The sequence below is a fragment of the Rhizobium sp. BK512 genome, from assembly GCF_014194915.1.
GTDB lineage: Bacteria > Pseudomonadota > Alphaproteobacteria > Rhizobiales > Rhizobiaceae > Rhizobium.
This window is the reverse complement of sequence record NZ_JACIAS010000009.1, coordinates 134,806-149,951: the sequence shown is the minus strand read 5'-3', so window position 1 is coordinate 149,951 and position 15,146 is coordinate 134,806. Positions and strand designations below refer to the sequence as shown.

At 60.3% G+C, this 15,146-nt stretch carries 18 protein-coding genes and 1 pseudogene; 9 read left to right on the top strand and 10 right to left on the bottom strand.

What is annotated here, in order from left to right; translation table 11 throughout:
* Positions 1-214 precede the first annotated feature (214 nt).
* From FHX06_RS28225 to FHX06_RS28215, 3 genes are all read left to right on the top strand, one after another.
* The gene (locus FHX06_RS28225; protein WP_018114567.1) at positions 215-424 is read left to right on the top strand and encodes a cold-shock protein; all 210 of its coding nucleotides are present in this window, start codon (positions 215-217) and stop codon (positions 422-424) included.
* A gap of 166 nt (positions 425-590) precedes the next feature.
* A complete protein-coding gene (locus FHX06_RS28220) occupies positions 591-812 on the top strand; it encodes a hypothetical protein (RefSeq protein ID WP_029616376.1) in 222 nt (73 codons plus the stop codon).
* Between the two features lie 173 nt (positions 813-985).
* Positions 986-1,462, top strand: coding sequence for a hypothetical protein (locus FHX06_RS28215; RefSeq protein WP_183881657.1), 477 nt, complete (start codon positions 986-988; stop codon positions 1,460-1,462).
* A 67-nt stretch (positions 1,463-1,529) separates the two neighbouring features.
* Here the strand turns inward: FHX06_RS28215 and FHX06_RS28210 are convergent.
* The 4 genes and pseudogenes from FHX06_RS28210 to FHX06_RS28195 all read right to left on the bottom strand — a co-directional run bounded on the left by FHX06_RS28210 (position 1,530) and on the right by FHX06_RS28195 (position 4,876).
* A pseudogene (locus FHX06_RS28210) lies at positions 1,530-2,683 on the bottom strand (site-specific integrase).
* Between the two features lie 98 nt (positions 2,684-2,781).
* Complete coding sequence (locus FHX06_RS28205) at positions 2,782-3,024, bottom strand: type II toxin-antitoxin system Phd/YefM family antitoxin (RefSeq protein ID WP_112542194.1); 243 nt, start codon at positions 3,022-3,024, stop codon at positions 2,782-2,784.
* Between the two features lie 316 nt (positions 3,025-3,340).
* On the bottom strand, positions 3,341-4,327 hold the full coding sequence (locus tag FHX06_RS28200) for an NAD(P)H-quinone oxidoreductase (RefSeq protein ID WP_183881655.1): 987 nt from the start codon (positions 4,325-4,327) through the stop codon (positions 3,341-3,343).
* 12 nt (positions 4,328-4,339) lie between these two features.
* Positions 4,340-4,876 (bottom strand): hypothetical protein, encoded by a 537-nt coding sequence (locus FHX06_RS28195; RefSeq protein WP_112542196.1) that lies wholly within the window; start codon positions 4,874-4,876, stop codon positions 4,340-4,342.
* A gap of 116 nt (positions 4,877-4,992) precedes the next feature.
* On the opposite strand from FHX06_RS28195, the gene FHX06_RS28190 reads away from it, so the two are divergent.
* Positions 4,993-5,907, top strand: a complete 915-nt coding sequence (locus FHX06_RS28190; RefSeq protein WP_112542197.1) for a LysR family transcriptional regulator — start codon at positions 4,993-4,995, stop codon at positions 5,905-5,907.
* Positions 5,908-6,050: 143 nt separating this feature from the next.
* Here FHX06_RS28190 and FHX06_RS28185 read toward each other — a convergent pair whose 3' ends face one another.
* Both FHX06_RS28185 and FHX06_RS28180 read right to left on the bottom strand, forming a co-directional pair.
* Positions 6,051-6,800, bottom strand: a complete 750-nt coding sequence (locus FHX06_RS28185) for a pirin family protein (protein WP_112542198.1) — start codon at positions 6,798-6,800, stop codon at positions 6,051-6,053.
* Positions 6,801-6,865: 65 nt separating this feature from the next.
* Complete coding sequence (locus FHX06_RS28180) at positions 6,866-7,441, bottom strand: isochorismatase family protein (RefSeq protein WP_112542199.1); 576 nt, start codon at positions 7,439-7,441, stop codon at positions 6,866-6,868.
* A 139-nt stretch (positions 7,442-7,580) separates the two neighbouring features.
* On the opposite strand from FHX06_RS28180, the gene FHX06_RS28175 reads away from it, so the two are divergent.
* Positions 7,581-8,471, top strand: coding sequence for a LysR family transcriptional regulator (locus FHX06_RS28175; RefSeq protein ID WP_112542200.1), 891 nt, complete (start codon positions 7,581-7,583; stop codon positions 8,469-8,471).
* A 2-nt stretch (positions 8,472-8,473) separates the two neighbouring features.
* Here FHX06_RS28175 and FHX06_RS28170 read toward each other — a convergent pair whose 3' ends face one another.
* Positions 8,474-8,797: a winged helix-turn-helix transcriptional regulator gene (locus FHX06_RS28170; protein ID WP_112542201.1), complete on the bottom strand. Its 324-nt coding sequence runs from the start codon at positions 8,795-8,797 to the stop codon at positions 8,474-8,476.
* A gap of 106 nt (positions 8,798-8,903) precedes the next feature.
* Between FHX06_RS28170 and FHX06_RS28165 the strand changes: the two genes are divergently transcribed.
* Positions 8,904-9,899 carry an NADPH:quinone reductase gene (locus FHX06_RS28165; protein WP_112542202.1) on the top strand — a complete coding sequence of 332 codons (996 nt, stop codon included), beginning with the start codon at positions 8,904-8,906 and terminating at the stop codon, positions 9,897-9,899.
* A gap of 37 nt (positions 9,900-9,936) precedes the next feature.
* On the opposite strand, the gene FHX06_RS28160 is transcribed toward FHX06_RS28165, so the two are convergent.
* Positions 9,937-11,352, bottom strand: a complete 1,416-nt coding sequence (locus FHX06_RS28160) for an aldehyde dehydrogenase family protein (RefSeq protein ID WP_112542203.1) — start codon at positions 11,350-11,352, stop codon at positions 9,937-9,939.
* Positions 11,353-11,450: 98 nt separating this feature from the next.
* Between FHX06_RS28160 and FHX06_RS28155 the strand changes: the two genes are divergently transcribed.
* Together FHX06_RS28155 and FHX06_RS28150 are read left to right on the top strand one after the other, a co-directional pair.
* Positions 11,451-12,371 (top strand): LysR family transcriptional regulator, encoded by a 921-nt coding sequence (locus FHX06_RS28155; protein ID WP_210300657.1) that lies wholly within the window; start codon positions 11,451-11,453, stop codon positions 12,369-12,371.
* A gap of 255 nt (positions 12,372-12,626) precedes the next feature.
* Positions 12,627-12,845: a LysR substrate-binding domain-containing protein gene (locus tag FHX06_RS28150; protein ID WP_348649799.1), complete on the top strand. Its 219-nt coding sequence runs from the start codon at positions 12,627-12,629 to the stop codon at positions 12,843-12,845.
* 135 nt (positions 12,846-12,980) lie between these two features.
* Here the strand turns inward: FHX06_RS28150 and FHX06_RS28145 are convergent, their stop codons facing one another.
* The gene (locus FHX06_RS28145) at positions 12,981-13,139 is read right to left on the bottom strand and encodes a hypothetical protein (RefSeq protein WP_162709978.1); all 159 of its coding nucleotides are present in this window, start codon (positions 13,137-13,139) and stop codon (positions 12,981-12,983) included.
* Positions 13,136-14,038, bottom strand: a complete 903-nt coding sequence (locus FHX06_RS28140) for a LysR family transcriptional regulator (protein ID WP_112542205.1) — start codon at positions 14,036-14,038, stop codon at positions 13,136-13,138. Before FHX06_RS28140 ends, FHX06_RS28145 begins: the two co-directional genes overlap by 4 nt.
* A gap of 90 nt (positions 14,039-14,128) precedes the next feature.
* Between FHX06_RS28140 and FHX06_RS28135 the strand changes: the two genes are divergently transcribed.
* On the top strand, positions 14,129-15,145 hold the full coding sequence (locus FHX06_RS28135; protein ID WP_112542221.1) for an NADP-dependent oxidoreductase: 1,017 nt from the start codon (positions 14,129-14,131) through the stop codon (positions 15,143-15,145).
* Position 15,146: the final 1 nt, after the last annotated feature.

The window sequence follows — 15,146 nt, the reverse complement described above, 5'->3', positions numbered from 1 at the left end:
CGTGAACGCAGGTCTAAACATTGTTCTCCGCAGTGAAGCTGAGTTTAATCCGGCGCGTCTCTTGTAAAATCCTGACTTGTACCCATATATGGATTATCGACCATTGCTTGTGATGTTGGCCGCAGCTTCGCTCCCGCCGGATTTCCTCAAATCATCGATCTTATCCCGCAAGGCATCGCGGGAACCACAACGATTGCTCTGAAAGGAAATCGTCATGACTACTGGTACCGTAAAATGGTTCAACTCCACCAAGGGCTTCGGCTTCATCCAGCCTGACGACGGTAGCACGGACGTTTTCGTGCATGCGTCTGCTGTCGAGCGCGCCGGAATGCGTTCGCTCTCGGATGGCCAGAAGATCTCCTACGAGGTTGTCCAGGACCGCAAGTCCGGCAAAAGCTCGGCCGAAAATCTTCGGGCAGCTTAGGGATTTCATTCGCTGCGCTGACCACGGATGTACTGGCAGCAGAGCTGAGTGACTGTGGAAGGTCGGGCTAGCGCCCGGCCTTTTGTTTTCTGGTCGGCCTTTTCCGGCCTGTATCAACCGTCGACCGCTTGGATACATCCAAGCCGCAGACCGAAAGACGATCATCATGACCATGACCAAGCCGGCATTTTTCAAGCCCGAAAAGGTTTCCGCGCGAGACAAGGCTTCGACCACGAGTGACGTCGCGCGGCAGATCATTGAAACGGAAGCGGCTGACCGGACCCGCAAAACCGCGCGCCTGCGCCAGCTGCGCGAAGCCCGGCCGATCGAGCTGAAACCGGTCCGTCCGACACGACGCCGAAAGCCACCACTATCCGCGGCAGCGTGACGAGGAACTTGCCAGCGGGATGATCTCGCAAGTCGGACCGACATGTTAACGGAAGGAGAGGATATGCCTCCCACTCACAAAACTGTTTCGCCAAGCTATTCCAGCGCCGCTCCAACAATCGTCGCCGTGATCAGCTTTGTTTTTGTTCTATTCTTGATCACGGAGGGCTGGATGTGGTGAACATAACCGGCATGAAGCAGTCTCTTTTGCGCAGGCTTCTTAAGAGAGCGGACTATGCCACGCTTGACCTGAAGCCCGAGGCGGGAGCGGACCACGCGGCGGAGACCACTCTCATCGAGCAGATCCGGGCCGGCATGATCGCTCCCGAGGATTATCCCGCGTCTACGAGCACAGGCGACGCGCAAGCGGGGGGCGAGCAGGCAAGTTCCCAGAACGAAATGAACCGTACGCGGGAGGGGTTCGATACGGAAGAGCAGATGGAATTCGCCGTGAGCTCCAACGGCGACCGCTGGTTTCTGTGCTGCCAGAGCAAGGGCGACGCCGCCTTCGTCCTGCATCGCGCCAATCTGGCGTCGGGCGGGACCGAGAGACGCAGATCCGTCGACGCCTTCCTTAATCTAAAACCCATTGGGCCTGAACATGAGGCCCTGCGAGCGCTGCTCAGACGATCGATGGAAGCAGGATCCTGAGACATTGAACAACGTTTCTGGCTTGAGCGTTCACCGCTCTGACACAGAACGCAGCCGAGTGGGACGTTTATAGCATGCGGGCAGCCCGGCCCCTCCGCGTCGTCGCACTGTTGTAGTAGCTCGACGCCTGCTGGACGGATCGATGGCGAGACTGCTCCATTGCTTCGGGGAGCGGGATGCCGCGATTGGCTGCCTCCGTCAGATAGCCAGAGCGCAATCCATGCGCCGAAAACTCCCCCGCCTCGAGCCCAGCCATCGCCACCCGCCGCTTGACGATGTCATCGACCGCCTTCGGATCAAGCGTTCGGCGGGACACATTGCCCCAGCGGTCGATCGCCCGAAACACGCTGCCGCTGTCGATCTTGGCGGCGGTCAGCCAGGCGTTCAATGCCTCCACCGGCCGGCCGGTCAGATAGACGACCTCGTCCTGGCTGGCGCCGGAATTCTTCGTCCGGCCAAGACGGATGGAGAGCGAGGGGAGGGGGCTTCCGTCCTCGGCTGTTACCGGCGGCTCGATTGTCAGCTGCTCCTTGCGCAGGCTGGCGACTTCGCTGCGCCGGCAGCCGCCGGAGGCGAAGGCGACCATCAGGATGGCGCGGTCGCGGACGTCGCGCAGGTCGCCGCCACCGCAGGTCGCCAGCAACTTCGCCAGCACGTTACCGGTGATTGCCTTGGCGCTCTTGCGCTTTCGCGCCCGCGGCACGGCGCGCACGGCGAGACGAATGGCCGATTTCAGGGCAGGGGAGGCGAAGGCACCGGTCAGACCACGCCATTTCGTCAGCGTCGACCAACTGGCGAGACGCCGGCGAACGGTATCGGGTGCATGCGGACCGGTCGATCTGAGAAAGCCCCGGTCGCGAAGCCCTTGTTGGACATTGGCTGGCATGCCGTGGTGCGGATCGGTGTCTCGCTTTTTCGGGTCCCACAGATGATGGGCGACGAATTTCAGGAGCAGCGCCTCTGGCGCGGGCCAGGGCAGGGAAGAGCCGGTGGCGGAAAGCGACCAGGCCTGCAGATAGGCAAGTCGGAGGTCAGAGCCCGCAGCGTATTATCGCCCGTGCCCTTGTTGACCAGATGCCGCAGGGTTTCGACGTCCTGGTCGGTCAGCAGCTCGACGAGCTCGTCACGGCGCTCGATTGGCAGGACAGCGGCAATGCTATCGAGGTCTTCGGCGCGATGCGCAACGTCGGTCTTATCTCTGCCTTCGGGCTTAGTGATCATTTTCCAGCGGACCCAGAAGGACAATTCCCTCGTTGCGCGCCGCGCTCGCCACTGCAGAAACCATGCCGCGGCAACGGATGCATCGAGTATGAATGGCATCAGTAGCGACGACCTTCGTCACGCCAGGCGCGGATTTCCTCTTGAGTGGTGAACGGCAAGCCCGCACGTTGAGCCTTGATCTCGCTGATCACCGCGTCGACGTCGGTTTCTCGTCGGATGCGAGAGAGCCGTGCTATGGGTGTGTTGCCCCGGGAAATGATGACCTCTTCACCCGCTTCGACCTGTGCGAGTAGCTCGGAAAGATGGGTTTTTGCCTCTGCTACTTTAACGCTGACTGCCATTGGGTTTCTCCCGCGGCCGATGTTTTCCCTCAAGATAGGCATGCGTTGGTCTACCATAAACCATATCAGTTCCGATAAGCACTAGATAGCCTTGCGTGGCTGGCACACCTTCCCGCATGTAGGGCCTCACGTTGAATGCTAGGCAAGTCGTTGTCGGTCGAGCGAACGAAAATTTACCCACAGCGATTTCACACGAGACGCCAGCAAGGGCGGACAGTCACATTGTCTTATCATTTCAATATTTTAGCTTCCATTGACCGACGGGTCCCAGGTTCACATCCCTTCAAGGCGTAGTCGACCATACCCTATACCCGCGTCATTCATGAAAACCCGTTAGAACGACCTTGCCGAACAACCCGCCGGCCTCCATCCGGCGATGTGCATCCGATACAGCCGCAAGCGAATACGTCGCTCCAATGACCGGCTTCAGCTCGCGCCCAACCCTCGGGAGTACCTGTTCCCTGAACCGCCCGATCATCGCTCGTTTTTCTGACCGCGACCTTGATTTCATCACCGTGCCCATCAATTGCAGGTGGTTGTGAAGAACGATGTCGAGGGGAATGATGGCGTTGTTATCGCGGCCGAGCAGGCCGACCTGGACAAGCCGGCCACCAGGCGCAAGACCACGAATGTTGCGGGCGAGGTAGGACCCACCGACAAAGTCGATGATCAGATCGACACCGCGAGAGGCGGTCGTATCGACGATCTCTGCCTCGAAGTCGGCCTGCCTGTAATCGAAGACCGCATCCGCGCCGAGTGACAGCACGTTTTCGATGTTGTTCGCAGATGCCGTGGCCAGCACAGTCGTTCCTGCTGCCTTTGCGAGCTTGACGGCAGCCGATCCGATTCCGCCTGCCGCAGCGTGGACGAGGACCGTCTCACCTTTTGCGACCCTCCCGAGATTTGAAAGCGCCTCCCAGGCCGTGACGAAACTTTCCATGATCGCGGCTGCGTCGGTGAAGGACATGCCGGCCGGGATGGCAGCGGCCATCCCGTAGTCCAGGCGCGCATATTGCGCATAGGCGCCGCCCCCGACAATGCCCATGACACGGTCTCCGACGGCAAAGCCGGTCACTGCATCCCCTATGTCAACGACGTCTCCAGCGACCTCAAGCCCGAGGATGGTGCTGTCGCCGTAGCTCTGCGAACCGTAGACACCCTCCCGTTGAAGGAGGTCGGCTCGGTTGACGCCAGCCGCCATGACCTTGACCAGAAGGTCGTTGGGGCGGACGTTGGGCATGGGAGCTTCGCCAAGCCGCAGGACATCCGCGCTTCCGAAGTCATCGAATATGATCGCTTTCATCGCAACGGCTCCTTACTTAGACAGTGCCCGACGGGCGATGCTGGCAGCAAACAGCGGCGTCTCGCGGCTGTTGTGGTCGCCGCCGGCGGACTGACGGGCTGCCGCGGCCTCTTCGTAACTGACACCGTGCTCTTCGATGAAGCGCATGAACGCATCCGTCGGATGGGCTGTGACCTTGTTGGTGTAGCGCGTCCTGCCGTCGTCGATCTTCTCGGCCATCAATTCCCAGACGACATTGACCTGGGTCCGCCCATTGGCCGTGAACACGTCCGAGATGGAGTTCATGCGGCAATAGGCCGGCTCGGCGACTTCGGCCACATAGTGCTGCACGACCAGGCCCGAACCGATCTGCTCGACATTGATCGACATCCGGCGTCCGTCATCGGTCCAGGTGATGCCGGCGGCGATATGATCGGGCGGACAGCAGCGAAGATATTCGGCCTCTGGCAGGTTGAAGAGCCAGTCCGCTATGTCGATTTTTTCAAGGGGAACGTCGATCTCCGCGGAATAGGCGGACTGAGAGAGAATTGTATCGAGGACCTTGACCATCGTAGTGTTCCTTCTGTTTGTTGGGCGACCGCCCGTTGACGAGAAGGAAAGTGCCCCGAATGCCTGCAGATGATAACGAACTGAATGGTCGAAACGGTTTTGCGTCGTAGGCAAAGATGAGGGACCCACGCTTCGCCGAACATCTCGCGGTTTACGTCGATGTCGTCCGCACGGGGAGCTTCTCGGCAGCGTCTCGGCGCCGGGCCGTTACGCCCTCGGCTGTCGTTCGACAGATTGATGCGCTGGAACAAGACCTGGGCGTTGCTCTCCTTGTTCGCTCGACACGGGCGCTGTCTTTGACGGATGCGGGACGTCACCTTTTTGAACGCGCCCAGCGCTTGCTTGACGATCTCGCCGATACCTATGCCGAGGTTGCCGCTTTCGATGGCGCGGTCAGTGGCATGCTGCGGATCGCCTGTTTCCCGACATTCGGAAAGCGCTACGTCATCCCCGTCCTGGCATCTCTCGCGCGGGAATATCCAAGCCTGCACGTCGAACTGGATCTCACCGAGCGATTGGCCGACCCGGTCGCAGAGCGGCTCGATCTGGTGGTAAGGATGGGCGAGCTTCAGGACAGCACGTTGATTGCAACCAGGCTGGCGCCTCACGATCACATCATCGTGGCGAGCCCCGCCTATCTTGAGCACTACGGCGTGCCGGAAAGTGCAGATGCGCTTCGCCAACATCGTGTCCTCGATAAGCTGCACGGCAACGATCTTCTCGGTTGGTCGAATATTCTCGGCGTGCCAACAGGGGAGGCGTGCGAGCGCGTTGTATTCCGGTCTGACGATTTTGAAGCGCTGAACGGCGCTGCGATCGCCGGGATGGGGGTGGCGTTCCTACCGAGCTGGGTCTCGGGGCCGTCCGTCCAGACGGGTGATCTCGTCCGCCTTTCACTATTGGGCGAAGCATGGAATGAACGGCCTTCCGGGATCTATCTTCTTCGTGCGCTTCAGGTGCCATCTGCGAAGATCAAAGCATTCACCGAGGCGCTCAAGAATCATGTCGGAACACCGCCGCGTTGGAATTGAGGCTCCCCGCAGCAGGAAGATCAATGCATGGCAGATGAGCAGGCAGCTGATAGCTGCCGACTATGTTGTGGGTTCCTTTCAAGGCGAGGAGGAACATAACGTTCACACCTCCACGCCACGGTCCTAAATGTGGCATCTCCCGTTCAACCGATGCGTATCTTTTTGCCGCTGAACATGCCGCCACGAAATACCTCGGCTTCAGGGTCGAACGCGAATAGAACGACGTCTGAGCCCGCACTGGCAATGAGCTGGTGATCAAATGAGCGAGTAAACGCGCTCTCGCCGGTTGTGATCGTGACGTCGCCGAAATCTATCGCCCCGTCGAAGACATAGAGCAAAAAAGCCGTCCCGGAATCGGCCGCGGCAGGCAAGCGTAGCCGGAAGCCCCTCGTGATGCGCGCATCGAAGACACTGACGTCGGATCGCACGGTCAGCGGCGCCTCCTGTGGCCCGGCAATCAATCGCCACTCGTTGTCACGGCTTTCGTCAACGAAATCATGAAACTGCACCATCGGCTCAAGATCGGGAGCGTTGGGCCGCAGGAAGATCTGTAGCGCTCGAACCGGACTGTTCCCGAGCATCAGTTCTTCGTGCTGGAAGGTGTGGCCTGCATTCATCATCATGAAATGCGTTTTGTCGAGCGTCTTCTCGTTTCCGACGGTATCGCGGTGAAGCATCTCGCCGCCGCGTATATAGGTCAGGATCTCGTCGTCCTTGTGGGGGTGCATGCCGATGAGGTGACCGGGTTGCACCTGGGCGCGATCGATCCTGCCGATCGGACCGATCCCGCTATCATCGGCCGTCAGGGTGAGACCGGGATAAAGGATTTCGACGCCGAAACTTTGAACGAAGTTCCCGCGCATCCGGCCTGCGGAGATCTTGGTGATCGTCATTGAAGTGTTTCCTTCCATTTTGGGCGCGGGCTCCAAGGCCCGCGCCGAACGGGACCAATGCGCGGTCAATGATAGTTGAGGATGCCCACCAGCTTCTGCCCGAGCGGGCTCGTCCAGTCGACGGCAAGCTCGGAGATGATCTGGTCGACGGTGGTGATGACCGCTCCCGCCTTTTCCATGCGGCGCAGAGCAAGGTCGTCGCCGTACTTCGTGTAGGAGGCGGAAGCGTCAGCCGAGACCTGCACCTCGTAGCCTTCGTCGAGCATCTGCAGGACCGGGAAGGTGACGCAGATTTCCGTTGTCACGCCGGCGACGAACAGCTTCTTGCGGCCGGTTGCCTTGACCGCCTGGTTGAAGCCGTCGTGGTGCATTGCGTTGACGATGCCGGGGCGCTTGATACGGGCCTCGAAGGCTTCGGGGAGGATTTCCTTGAGTTCGGGCAGCAGCGGCCCCTGGATCTGGTCTTCCATGCTTGATGTCAGGATGGTCGGGATGTTGGCAGCCTTGGCGATGCGGGCGAGCTTCAGCGCGTTCTGCTTGACCAGGTTTATGTCGTGCGAGTGCGTCCAGGCCATCGTGCCGATCTGATGGTCGATCAGCAGCATGGCGGAATTTTCCGGGGTGAATGCTTGGCTGTGCATTGTCGTGTTCCTTTTCCTTGTCGGCGGCGAGTTGGTAAAGTTCGTTTTGATCCGCTCGATGACTGGAATTTAGCGTTGCGATGAATGGTACGGTAGCTCTATATTGAGCCACTCTGTAGAACGGAAAATGGAACGCAAAATGATCAGCTTCGAGGATATGCAGACCTTCGTCGAGGTCGCAGACGGCGGCGGGATTACCGTCGCGGCCCGGCGTCTCGGACTGCCGAAGTCGATCGTCAGCCGCCGGCTTGTGCGCCTCGAGAGCGAACTTGGCGTTCAGCTTCTGGCGCGCACGACGAGAGGCGCATCACTCACGGAAGCCGGTGTTTCCTTCCGCGAGCATGCTGCCCGCATGTGCCTGGAAATGGACGTGGCGCGCGAGGAAATGCTGCCGACCGGGGAGCTGCGGGGACGATTGCGCGTGGCGGTTCCTTCATCCTTCGGTCCCGGACATTTCGCGCCGGCGCTGGCCGAGCTTGCCCGCCTCCATCCGCTCCTGCAGCTTCACGCGCATTACAGCGACCGGTACGTTGATCTGGTGGCAGAAGGGTTCGATTGCGGGATACGGGTCGGCTATCTTCAGGATTCAAATTTGACCGCACGCAAGATCGGTGCCTTTGCGGCCGGATTGTTCGCCAATCCAGACTACCTGAGTGCCCACGGCATCCCGAAAAAGCCCTCGGACCTGCTTGAACACCAGGCCATCCTGCAAGGGACTGAAAGCTGGAAGGTATCAGACGGCAGCCGAACGGTCGTCGTCAACGGGCAGGGAAGGTTCAAGGCGGACAGCGCTGTGGGGATCGCCGAAGGGACGGCGGCCGGGCTGGGCGTTGCGGCCCTTCCTGTCGTGATCGCGCAAAGCTACGTGACTGCGGGCGCGCTAGTGCCGATCATGGCGGAATACAGCCTGCCGGAGATCGGCGTCTATATTGTGCGGCCGCCGGGATCGCACGTGTCCCGAAAGGTCAGGGTGCTGATCGATTTCTTTGTCGCACGGTTCTCGGCGAGCGCCGCACGGGATGCGTCCTAACCTCATGCGGAGAGCCGACGCTCCTGAAACGCGACGCCCCAGTCGCGCATGGCCATCAACACGGGCGCGAGTGTCTGGCCGAACGGTGTAAGCGAATACTCCACGCGCGGCGGGACTTCAGCGAAGACTTCACGGAAAACAATCCCGTCGGCCTCAAGCTCCCGGAGCTGCATCGTCAGAGATCGCTGGCTCGGATCGCCAACCAGGCGGCGCAGTTCGCCAAACCGGCGCGGCCCGTCCAGCAGCCGGTAAATGATCATCGGCTTCCACTTGCCGCCCGTCACATCGACGGTGGTCTCGACGGGACACTTCTGGCCAAGGCTCATCCTGGTCTCCAATGGTGTACTTTCTATCCCTATAGGCGGAACTGTTGCCTACTTGCAAGATCGCCTGTGGCGCGCCTAGTTGGAGCGAGTTGATTGGAGGTGTGTCATGCGCGCTGCGTTTTACGAGAAACAAGGAGCTGCGAGAGAGGTGCTTGTTGTCGCCGACTTGCCCGATCCACAGCCCCGCGCCGGTGAGGTCCGGGTGAGGGTGATCGCCTCCGGTATTAATCCTTCCGACATCAAGACGAGAACCGGCTTCGGCGGCAAGGCCATGCCATTCGGACGGATCGTACCGCATCAGGACGGCGCGGGCGTGATCGACGCCGTCGGCCCTGGCGTTGCTGATACACGGATCGGAGAGCGCGTGTGGATCTACATGGCGCAATGGAACCGCGCCTTCGGGACCGCTGCGGAATTCGTCGTCGTGCCGTCCGCGCAGGCCGTCAGGCTGGCCGAGAACGTGCCCTTTGAGATCGGAGCATCGCTCGGCGTTCCTGCGATGACGGCGCATCGCTGCCTGTTCGCCGATGGTGACCTGCGCGGCAAACGGGTTCTGGTGCAGGGTGGTGCCGGTGCGGTCGGCAACGCGGCGATCCTGCTTGCGAAATGGGCGGGCGCGTGGGTGGCGGCGACAGTGAGCCGCGAGCAGCAGGCGGAGGTCGCGCGAGCCGCAGGGGTCGATCTTGTCATCAACAGGCACCAGGAAGACGTGCCGCAGGCCATACGATCGGCCACGGGCGGCCACGGCGTCGACCGTATCGTGGATGTCGATATCTCCGCCAATATCGAAGTGGCAATCTTTTGTCTGGCCCGCGACGGCGTCGTCTCGGCCTATTCGACGGAATCATCGGATGCTAAGCTTACAATACCGTTTTTCCCGGCGCTGCTCGGAGGTTTCTCATTCCGTTTCGTCTACGTGTACACCATGCCGGAAGCGGCGATGCGTCACGCAACTGAGGAGATTTCGGCCTGCGCCGCGTCGGGGGCATACGTTCCGCAGATCGCGAAAACATATGCCCTCGATGCAGTGACCGATGCGCACGAGTTCCAGGAGAGCGGCAAGGCTGTCGGCAAGGTCCTGGTCCGACTTTCAGACGCCTGACCCGAGCGGTTCGATTGCCGGTCCAAGTTAGCGATCGTCACGCAATGACGGCTTTCGGCTCCAGAAACGCCTCGAGGCCGAACACGCCGTATTCACGACCGATCCCTGACTGCTTGAAGCCGCCAAAGGGCGCGAGCGGCTCATGCGGCGCGCCGTTGATGACCACCCGCCCGCTGTCCAATCGATCCGCAAGCGCCTGCATGTGTGCGGAGTCGGTGCCATGCAGATAGGCCTGGAGGCCGTATGGGGTGTCGTTTGCGATGGACACGGCTTCGTCCTCGTCGCGGTAGGCGATGACCGAGAGGACCGGTCCGAAGATCTCTTCGCGTGCGATCCGCATCTGGTTGTCCACGCCGAAAAAGATCGTCGGCTTCGTAAACCAGCCACGATCCAGACCTGCGGGCCGGCCCAGGCCACCCGTCAGGAGACGGGCGCCTTCCTGCGTTCCCAGTTCGATGTAGGACTGGACGCGATCGTACTGCTTGCGGCTGACCATCGGTCCGATCATCGCGTCCGGATCGCTCGGAGCGCCGACCTTGAACGTCTCGATCTCCTGTTTCAGCCTGTCCAGGACGTCGTCGAGCAACTGGTTCGGAACCAGAATACGAGTACCGGCAATGCAGGCCTGGCCACTGTTGATGAAGCCCATCCGCAAAACGGCGGGAATGACAACATTCAGATCTGCATCGTCGAGAATGATGTTTGGACCCTTGCCGCCAAGTTCCAGGGTTACGCGCTTGAAGGTATCAGCCGCGTTGCGTAGGATTTCCCGGCCGACCGCGGTGGAGCCGGTGAAAGTCACTTTTGCGATATCAGGATGCCGGCTGAGTTCCGCGCCGACGACATTGCCATAGCCATTGATGATGTTGAACACGCCTTTCGGCAAACCCGCTTCATGAAGGCACTCCGTCAAGATCTGCGTCTGGATCGCGCTCATCTCGCTGGGCTTGATGACGATGCTCGAACCAGCGGCGATGGCGGTTGCGAGCTTCGAGGTGATGAAGCCGATATTGCTGTTCCAGGGCGTGATGGCCGCGGCAACACCAGACGGCTGCATGACCACCCGCGCGCGGCCCATTTGGCGCTCGAATTCGTAGTCCTCCAGGACGGACGCCATGGTGAGAAAGCTCGAAGCAGCATGAGGAATAGCAAAGCGCGTGAAGGTCTGCGGAGCGCCATATTCGAGCGCCATTGCTTCGGTGAGATCGGTAACGTGCGCGGCGACCGCGGCGTTCAAGCGCTTCAGCATATCGATGCGTTCGGCCTTTGACGTGCGTGAGAACGCAGGGAAGGCGCGTTTTGCCGCGGCGATGGCTTCCTGTGCGTCTTCTACGCCGGCAAGCCGGACCGTACCGATCTTCTCTTCAGTGGACGGATTATGAAGATCGCCCGTTTCGGTTCCCTTCGGTGTGACGAACTGACCGTCGATATAGATCTTGTCGATGTTGCGCATGTCTAACTCCTTTCGACTGTCAGGCTTATCTGGCATTTCTCCATTGTCCTGATAAGCTCGCGAAAAGCGCTCAGGCTGATAAGGAGTTACGGACAATGATGCGTGGCTCGCTCGCCGAACTCGAAGCAGTTCTCGCGGTCTCTTCCCGTGGCGGGTTTCGGGCCGCCGCGCGCGAGCTTGGGATCTCGTCGTCTTCGCTCAGCCAGCAGATCGCCGCGCTGGAAGCGCGCATGGGCGTCAGACTATTCAACCGATCGACGCGGAGCGTGGTCCTTTCCGCCGCGGGCGAGCAGTTCGTGGCGAGCGTTGGCCCGGCGCTGGAGGCCATTCGCAACGCCGTTGAGCATGTCGACGAGCATCGTGCGGAAGCCACCGGTACCCTGCGCATCAACACGTCGGTCGGTGCGAGCCGAATGATCCTGACGCCGCTGATCCTGGAATACATGCGGAGAAACCCGCAGATGGCGGTGGAGATTGTCACGGAGGGCGCGCTGGTCGATGTCAATGCCAAGGGTTTTGACGTGGGGATCAGGATTCGGGAAGCCGTTCCCCCCGACATGGTCGTCGTTCCGATCGGCGACAGCGTCCGTCCGGCCATCATCGGTTCGGTCGAATATTTCCGGCAGCATGGAAAGCCGCAGGTTCCGGCAGATCTTCAGAACCACGAGTGCATTCGGGCCAGAATGGCGAGCGGCACGCTCTATCGCTGGGAGTTCGAAAAGCGAGGCGAGAGCTTCATGCTCGACGTTCCTGGCAAGCTCACGCTCGATGACAGCGACCTGATGCTCCGGGCGGCCCGCGACGGAGCCGGACTCGCCTATCTGAATGAATGGCAGGTATCAGAGGACGTCGTTGCTGGACGGCTGGAGCAGGTTCTTGCCGACTGGACCCCACCCTATCCGGGGCTCTGCCTCTATTATCCCGGAAGACGAAACATCCCCGCCAAACTGCGGCGGTTCGTCGATCTCATCAAGGACGTTCGGCGCGGCAGCCACGTTGAGAGACCGCCTCAGGACTGAAGAATGTCTCGACGGGACTCCGTAACCCGGAGGTTTGAGCAGGCCTATCCGACTATGCGTTCCGTTACGGAATGAGCTCACCACGCGAAGCGGTTCCAACCACTGTTGCGTGCAGCGTAACGGTGCACTGTCAAACATGAGTATTCAGCCCGCTGATCGCCCGTTGCATCCTTTGCGCATGGATCGGGAACGGACCCGACGTTCAATCACACACCTGCTTTTGCCGTTGACACGCGGTGTGCATCCCTAGCGCGGATCGCAGTAACGAACGGCGTGAGGATAGAATATCTCATGGAAGCCGATGTCCGCGAAGATATTGCTGCAGGGCGACTCGTGCGCATTCTCGAAGACTGGACACCGCCGCTCGTACCGCTGTGCCTCTACTATTATAATCGGCGCAATTCCTCCGCAGCCTTCCAGGCCTTTATCGCGCTTGCGCGCGACTACGCGGCCGGGCGGCTCGCACAGCGTTGAGTCTGCTGCACGTCAGGTGAGGCGCGCCCTGGTCGAGCTAATTTTCAGCCAATTGATCAGTTCCTGCCCCTGCGGCTCCTACGAACCCTTGTGCTCGATAAGGAAAGGGCGTCGCGAGCGGGTGCGGAGCGGGGCTCATTTCTTGGTTCTCGAAGAGGCTGCTTTGGACAGTTCGAGGGCTGTAGTCCCGTGAAGATCAGGGTAATAGAGATAATAACCGGGGAAGGGGCGCACCATGGTGCCAGCAGGCGGATGAGCCGGCTGTCGGCCATCGGCCACAAATACCGTTGTCATGACAACTCCACCAAGGTGTCGAGGAAGGCGCGAACAGCGGGGTTGGACCGACGGCTCGCTGGCCACAGCGCCGTGATGTTGTGCCGGTCGACGGCATAGTCTGCCAGAACAGGAACAAGCGCTTCGCGCTCCACCCAGGAGTTGGCCATGAAGCTGGTTGCCATTCCGATACCTGCGCCAGCGGCAATCAATGCAAGAACGGCCTCGCTTGCATCGACGACGATACCCGAGGATGGCACGACTTCCACCTCCCGATCCCTGATACGGAAGGGCCAGCGGAATAGCTGGCCACTATTTTGGTAGCGCAGATTGACGGTCTCGTGCTCTTCCAACTGGTTCGGATGCTTAGGTGTGGGGTAACCGTCAAGATATTCGGGTGAGGCGTAGCAGCATAGTCGATGGGGCGATAGGCGCCTTGAGAGCAGGCGAGAGTCGGAGAGATCGCCGATCCGAACTGCCAGATCGAAGCCGCCTTCGACCAGATCCACTATGTGATCGCTCAAACGGAGATCTATGTGCACATTTGGATAGAGTCTGCGAAAATGAGGAAGCGCGGGCGCGATAATGTGCAGGCCGATCGGCAAAGATGCTGCTATCCGCAATGTGCCGGCAGGCTCGGTGCGCGCTGCCTTTGCCGCCTGCTCGATATCTTCCGCGTCGCTCAGCAGCCGAAGCGCGCGCTCATGGAGGTCGCGTCCTTCGTCCGTCAAGGTCAGGGAACGGGTCGTGCGCGTAAAGAGCGAAACGCCAAGTTGCTTCTCTAGCCGCTGGATACTTTTGCTGACCGCCGAGGGAGAGATGGACAGGGTGCGGGCCGCCGCGGTGTAGCTTCCGAGCGATCCGGCGCGTGCAAACGCGATTAGCCCCGTCAGTCTATCGATTCCGATTTGTTCCTTCATGGCATTAGTAAAGCGAATTCAACACCGATTATCAATCGTCGTCGACGCGCATATCTTCTGTAATCAAAGCCAATATCCAAGGAGGCAATGGTGACAGAGATAATGAAAGCTGTAAGACTGCATGAATTCGGCGGTCCCGACGTTCTGCTTTGTGAGGACGCGCCCCAACCGGAAATGACCGATCACGACGTTCTCGTCCGGGTCCATGCTGCGGGCATCAATCCGCCCGATCTTTACCTGCGCGATGGCTACCGGGCACTTCCGCCGGAGTGGCAACCCAATCCAACCTTCCCGCTGATCCTTGGCACCGACGTCTCTGGCGTCGTATCGGCGGTCGGCAAGAACGTGTCTGGGTTTCGCGTCGGCGACGAAGTCTATGCGATGGTTCGTTTTCCGGAAGACCTCATGAAGGGCAGCAACGCCTATGCGGAATATGTTTCAGTCCCCGCATCGGAACTGGCGCTGAAGCCCGCCGGGATCGACCATATCCGGGCGGCCGGTGCGCCGATGTCGCTGTTGACCGCCTGGCAGTTTCTGGTGGATCTGGGCCATGATGCGCCGAACCCATTCCAGGCCTTCTCGCATGCACCGGTTCCGCTGGATGGAAAGACCGTGCTGGTGAATGGCGCTGGAGGCGGTGTCGGCCATCTCGCGGTTCAAATCGCAAAATGGAAAGGGGCAAAGGTGATTGCCGTTGCTTCCGGCAAGCACGAGGCGCTTCTCCGCGATCTCGGAGCCGATCGTTTTATCGACTACACCAAGGTGGCTGCGGAAACGGTGGCGAAGGATGTGGATCTGGTACTCGATGCCGTCGGCGGCGCGAATATGGAACGCTTCCTTCCCATCATAAAGCAGGACGGCGCCTTGTATCTCGTCAATCCCTTGGGCTTTTCTGGCCATGGGCAAGCTGCCGAGCGAAAGATCATCGTATCATCGACGCAGGTGCGTTCGAACGGCGCGCAACTCGTAGAGGCCGGCCGCCTCCTTGATGACGGCACCGTTCGCGTGGTGATCGACAGCACCTATCCGCTTGCTGACGCATCTGCAGCCCACCGCCGCGCGTCCGAAGGAAGCATCCAAGGCAAGATCGTGCTGATCGCTGCCTGAT

Excerpts from the sequence above, each read along its gene's own strand:
- FHX06_RS28225 (WP_018114567.1), top strand. The coding sequence starts at position 215 with ATGACTACTGGTACCGTAAAATGGTTCAACTCCACCAAGGGCTTCGGC.
- FHX06_RS28220 (WP_029616376.1), top strand. The coding sequence starts at position 591 with ATGACCATGACCAAGCCGGCATTTTTCAAGCCCGAAAAGGTTTCCGCG.
- FHX06_RS28205 (WP_112542194.1), bottom strand. The coding sequence starts at position 3,024 with ATGGCAGTCAGCGTTAAAGTAGCAGAGGCAAAAACCCATCTTTCCGAG.
- FHX06_RS28200 (WP_183881655.1), bottom strand. The coding sequence starts at position 4,327 with ATGAAAGCGATCATATTCGATGACTTCGGAAGCGCGGATGTCCTGCGG.
- FHX06_RS28195 (WP_112542196.1), bottom strand. The coding sequence starts at position 4,876 with ATGGTCAAGGTCCTCGATACAATTCTCTCTCAGTCCGCCTATTCCGCG.
- FHX06_RS28190 (WP_112542197.1), top strand. The coding sequence starts at position 4,993 with ATGAGGGACCCACGCTTCGCCGAACATCTCGCGGTTTACGTCGATGTC.
- FHX06_RS28185 (WP_112542198.1), bottom strand. The coding sequence starts at position 6,800 with ATGACGATCACCAAGATCTCCGCAGGCCGGATGCGCGGGAACTTCGTT.
- FHX06_RS28180 (WP_112542199.1), bottom strand. The coding sequence starts at position 7,441 with ATGCACAGCCAAGCATTCACCCCGGAAAATTCCGCCATGCTGCTGATC.
- FHX06_RS28175 (WP_112542200.1), top strand. The coding sequence starts at position 7,581 with ATGATCAGCTTCGAGGATATGCAGACCTTCGTCGAGGTCGCAGACGGC.
- FHX06_RS28170 (WP_112542201.1), bottom strand. The coding sequence starts at position 8,797 with ATGAGCCTTGGCCAGAAGTGTCCCGTCGAGACCACCGTCGATGTGACG.
- FHX06_RS28165 (WP_112542202.1), top strand. The coding sequence starts at position 8,904 with ATGCGCGCTGCGTTTTACGAGAAACAAGGAGCTGCGAGAGAGGTGCTT.
- FHX06_RS28160 (WP_112542203.1), bottom strand. The coding sequence starts at position 11,352 with ATGCGCAACATCGACAAGATCTATATCGACGGTCAGTTCGTCACACCG.
- FHX06_RS28155 (WP_210300657.1), top strand. The coding sequence starts at position 11,451 with ATGCGTGGCTCGCTCGCCGAACTCGAAGCAGTTCTCGCGGTCTCTTCC.
- FHX06_RS28145 (WP_162709978.1), bottom strand. The coding sequence starts at position 13,139 with ATGACAACGGTATTTGTGGCCGATGGCCGACAGCCGGCTCATCCGCCT.
- FHX06_RS28140 (WP_112542205.1), bottom strand. The coding sequence starts at position 14,038 with ATGAAGGAACAAATCGGAATCGATAGACTGACGGGGCTAATCGCGTTT.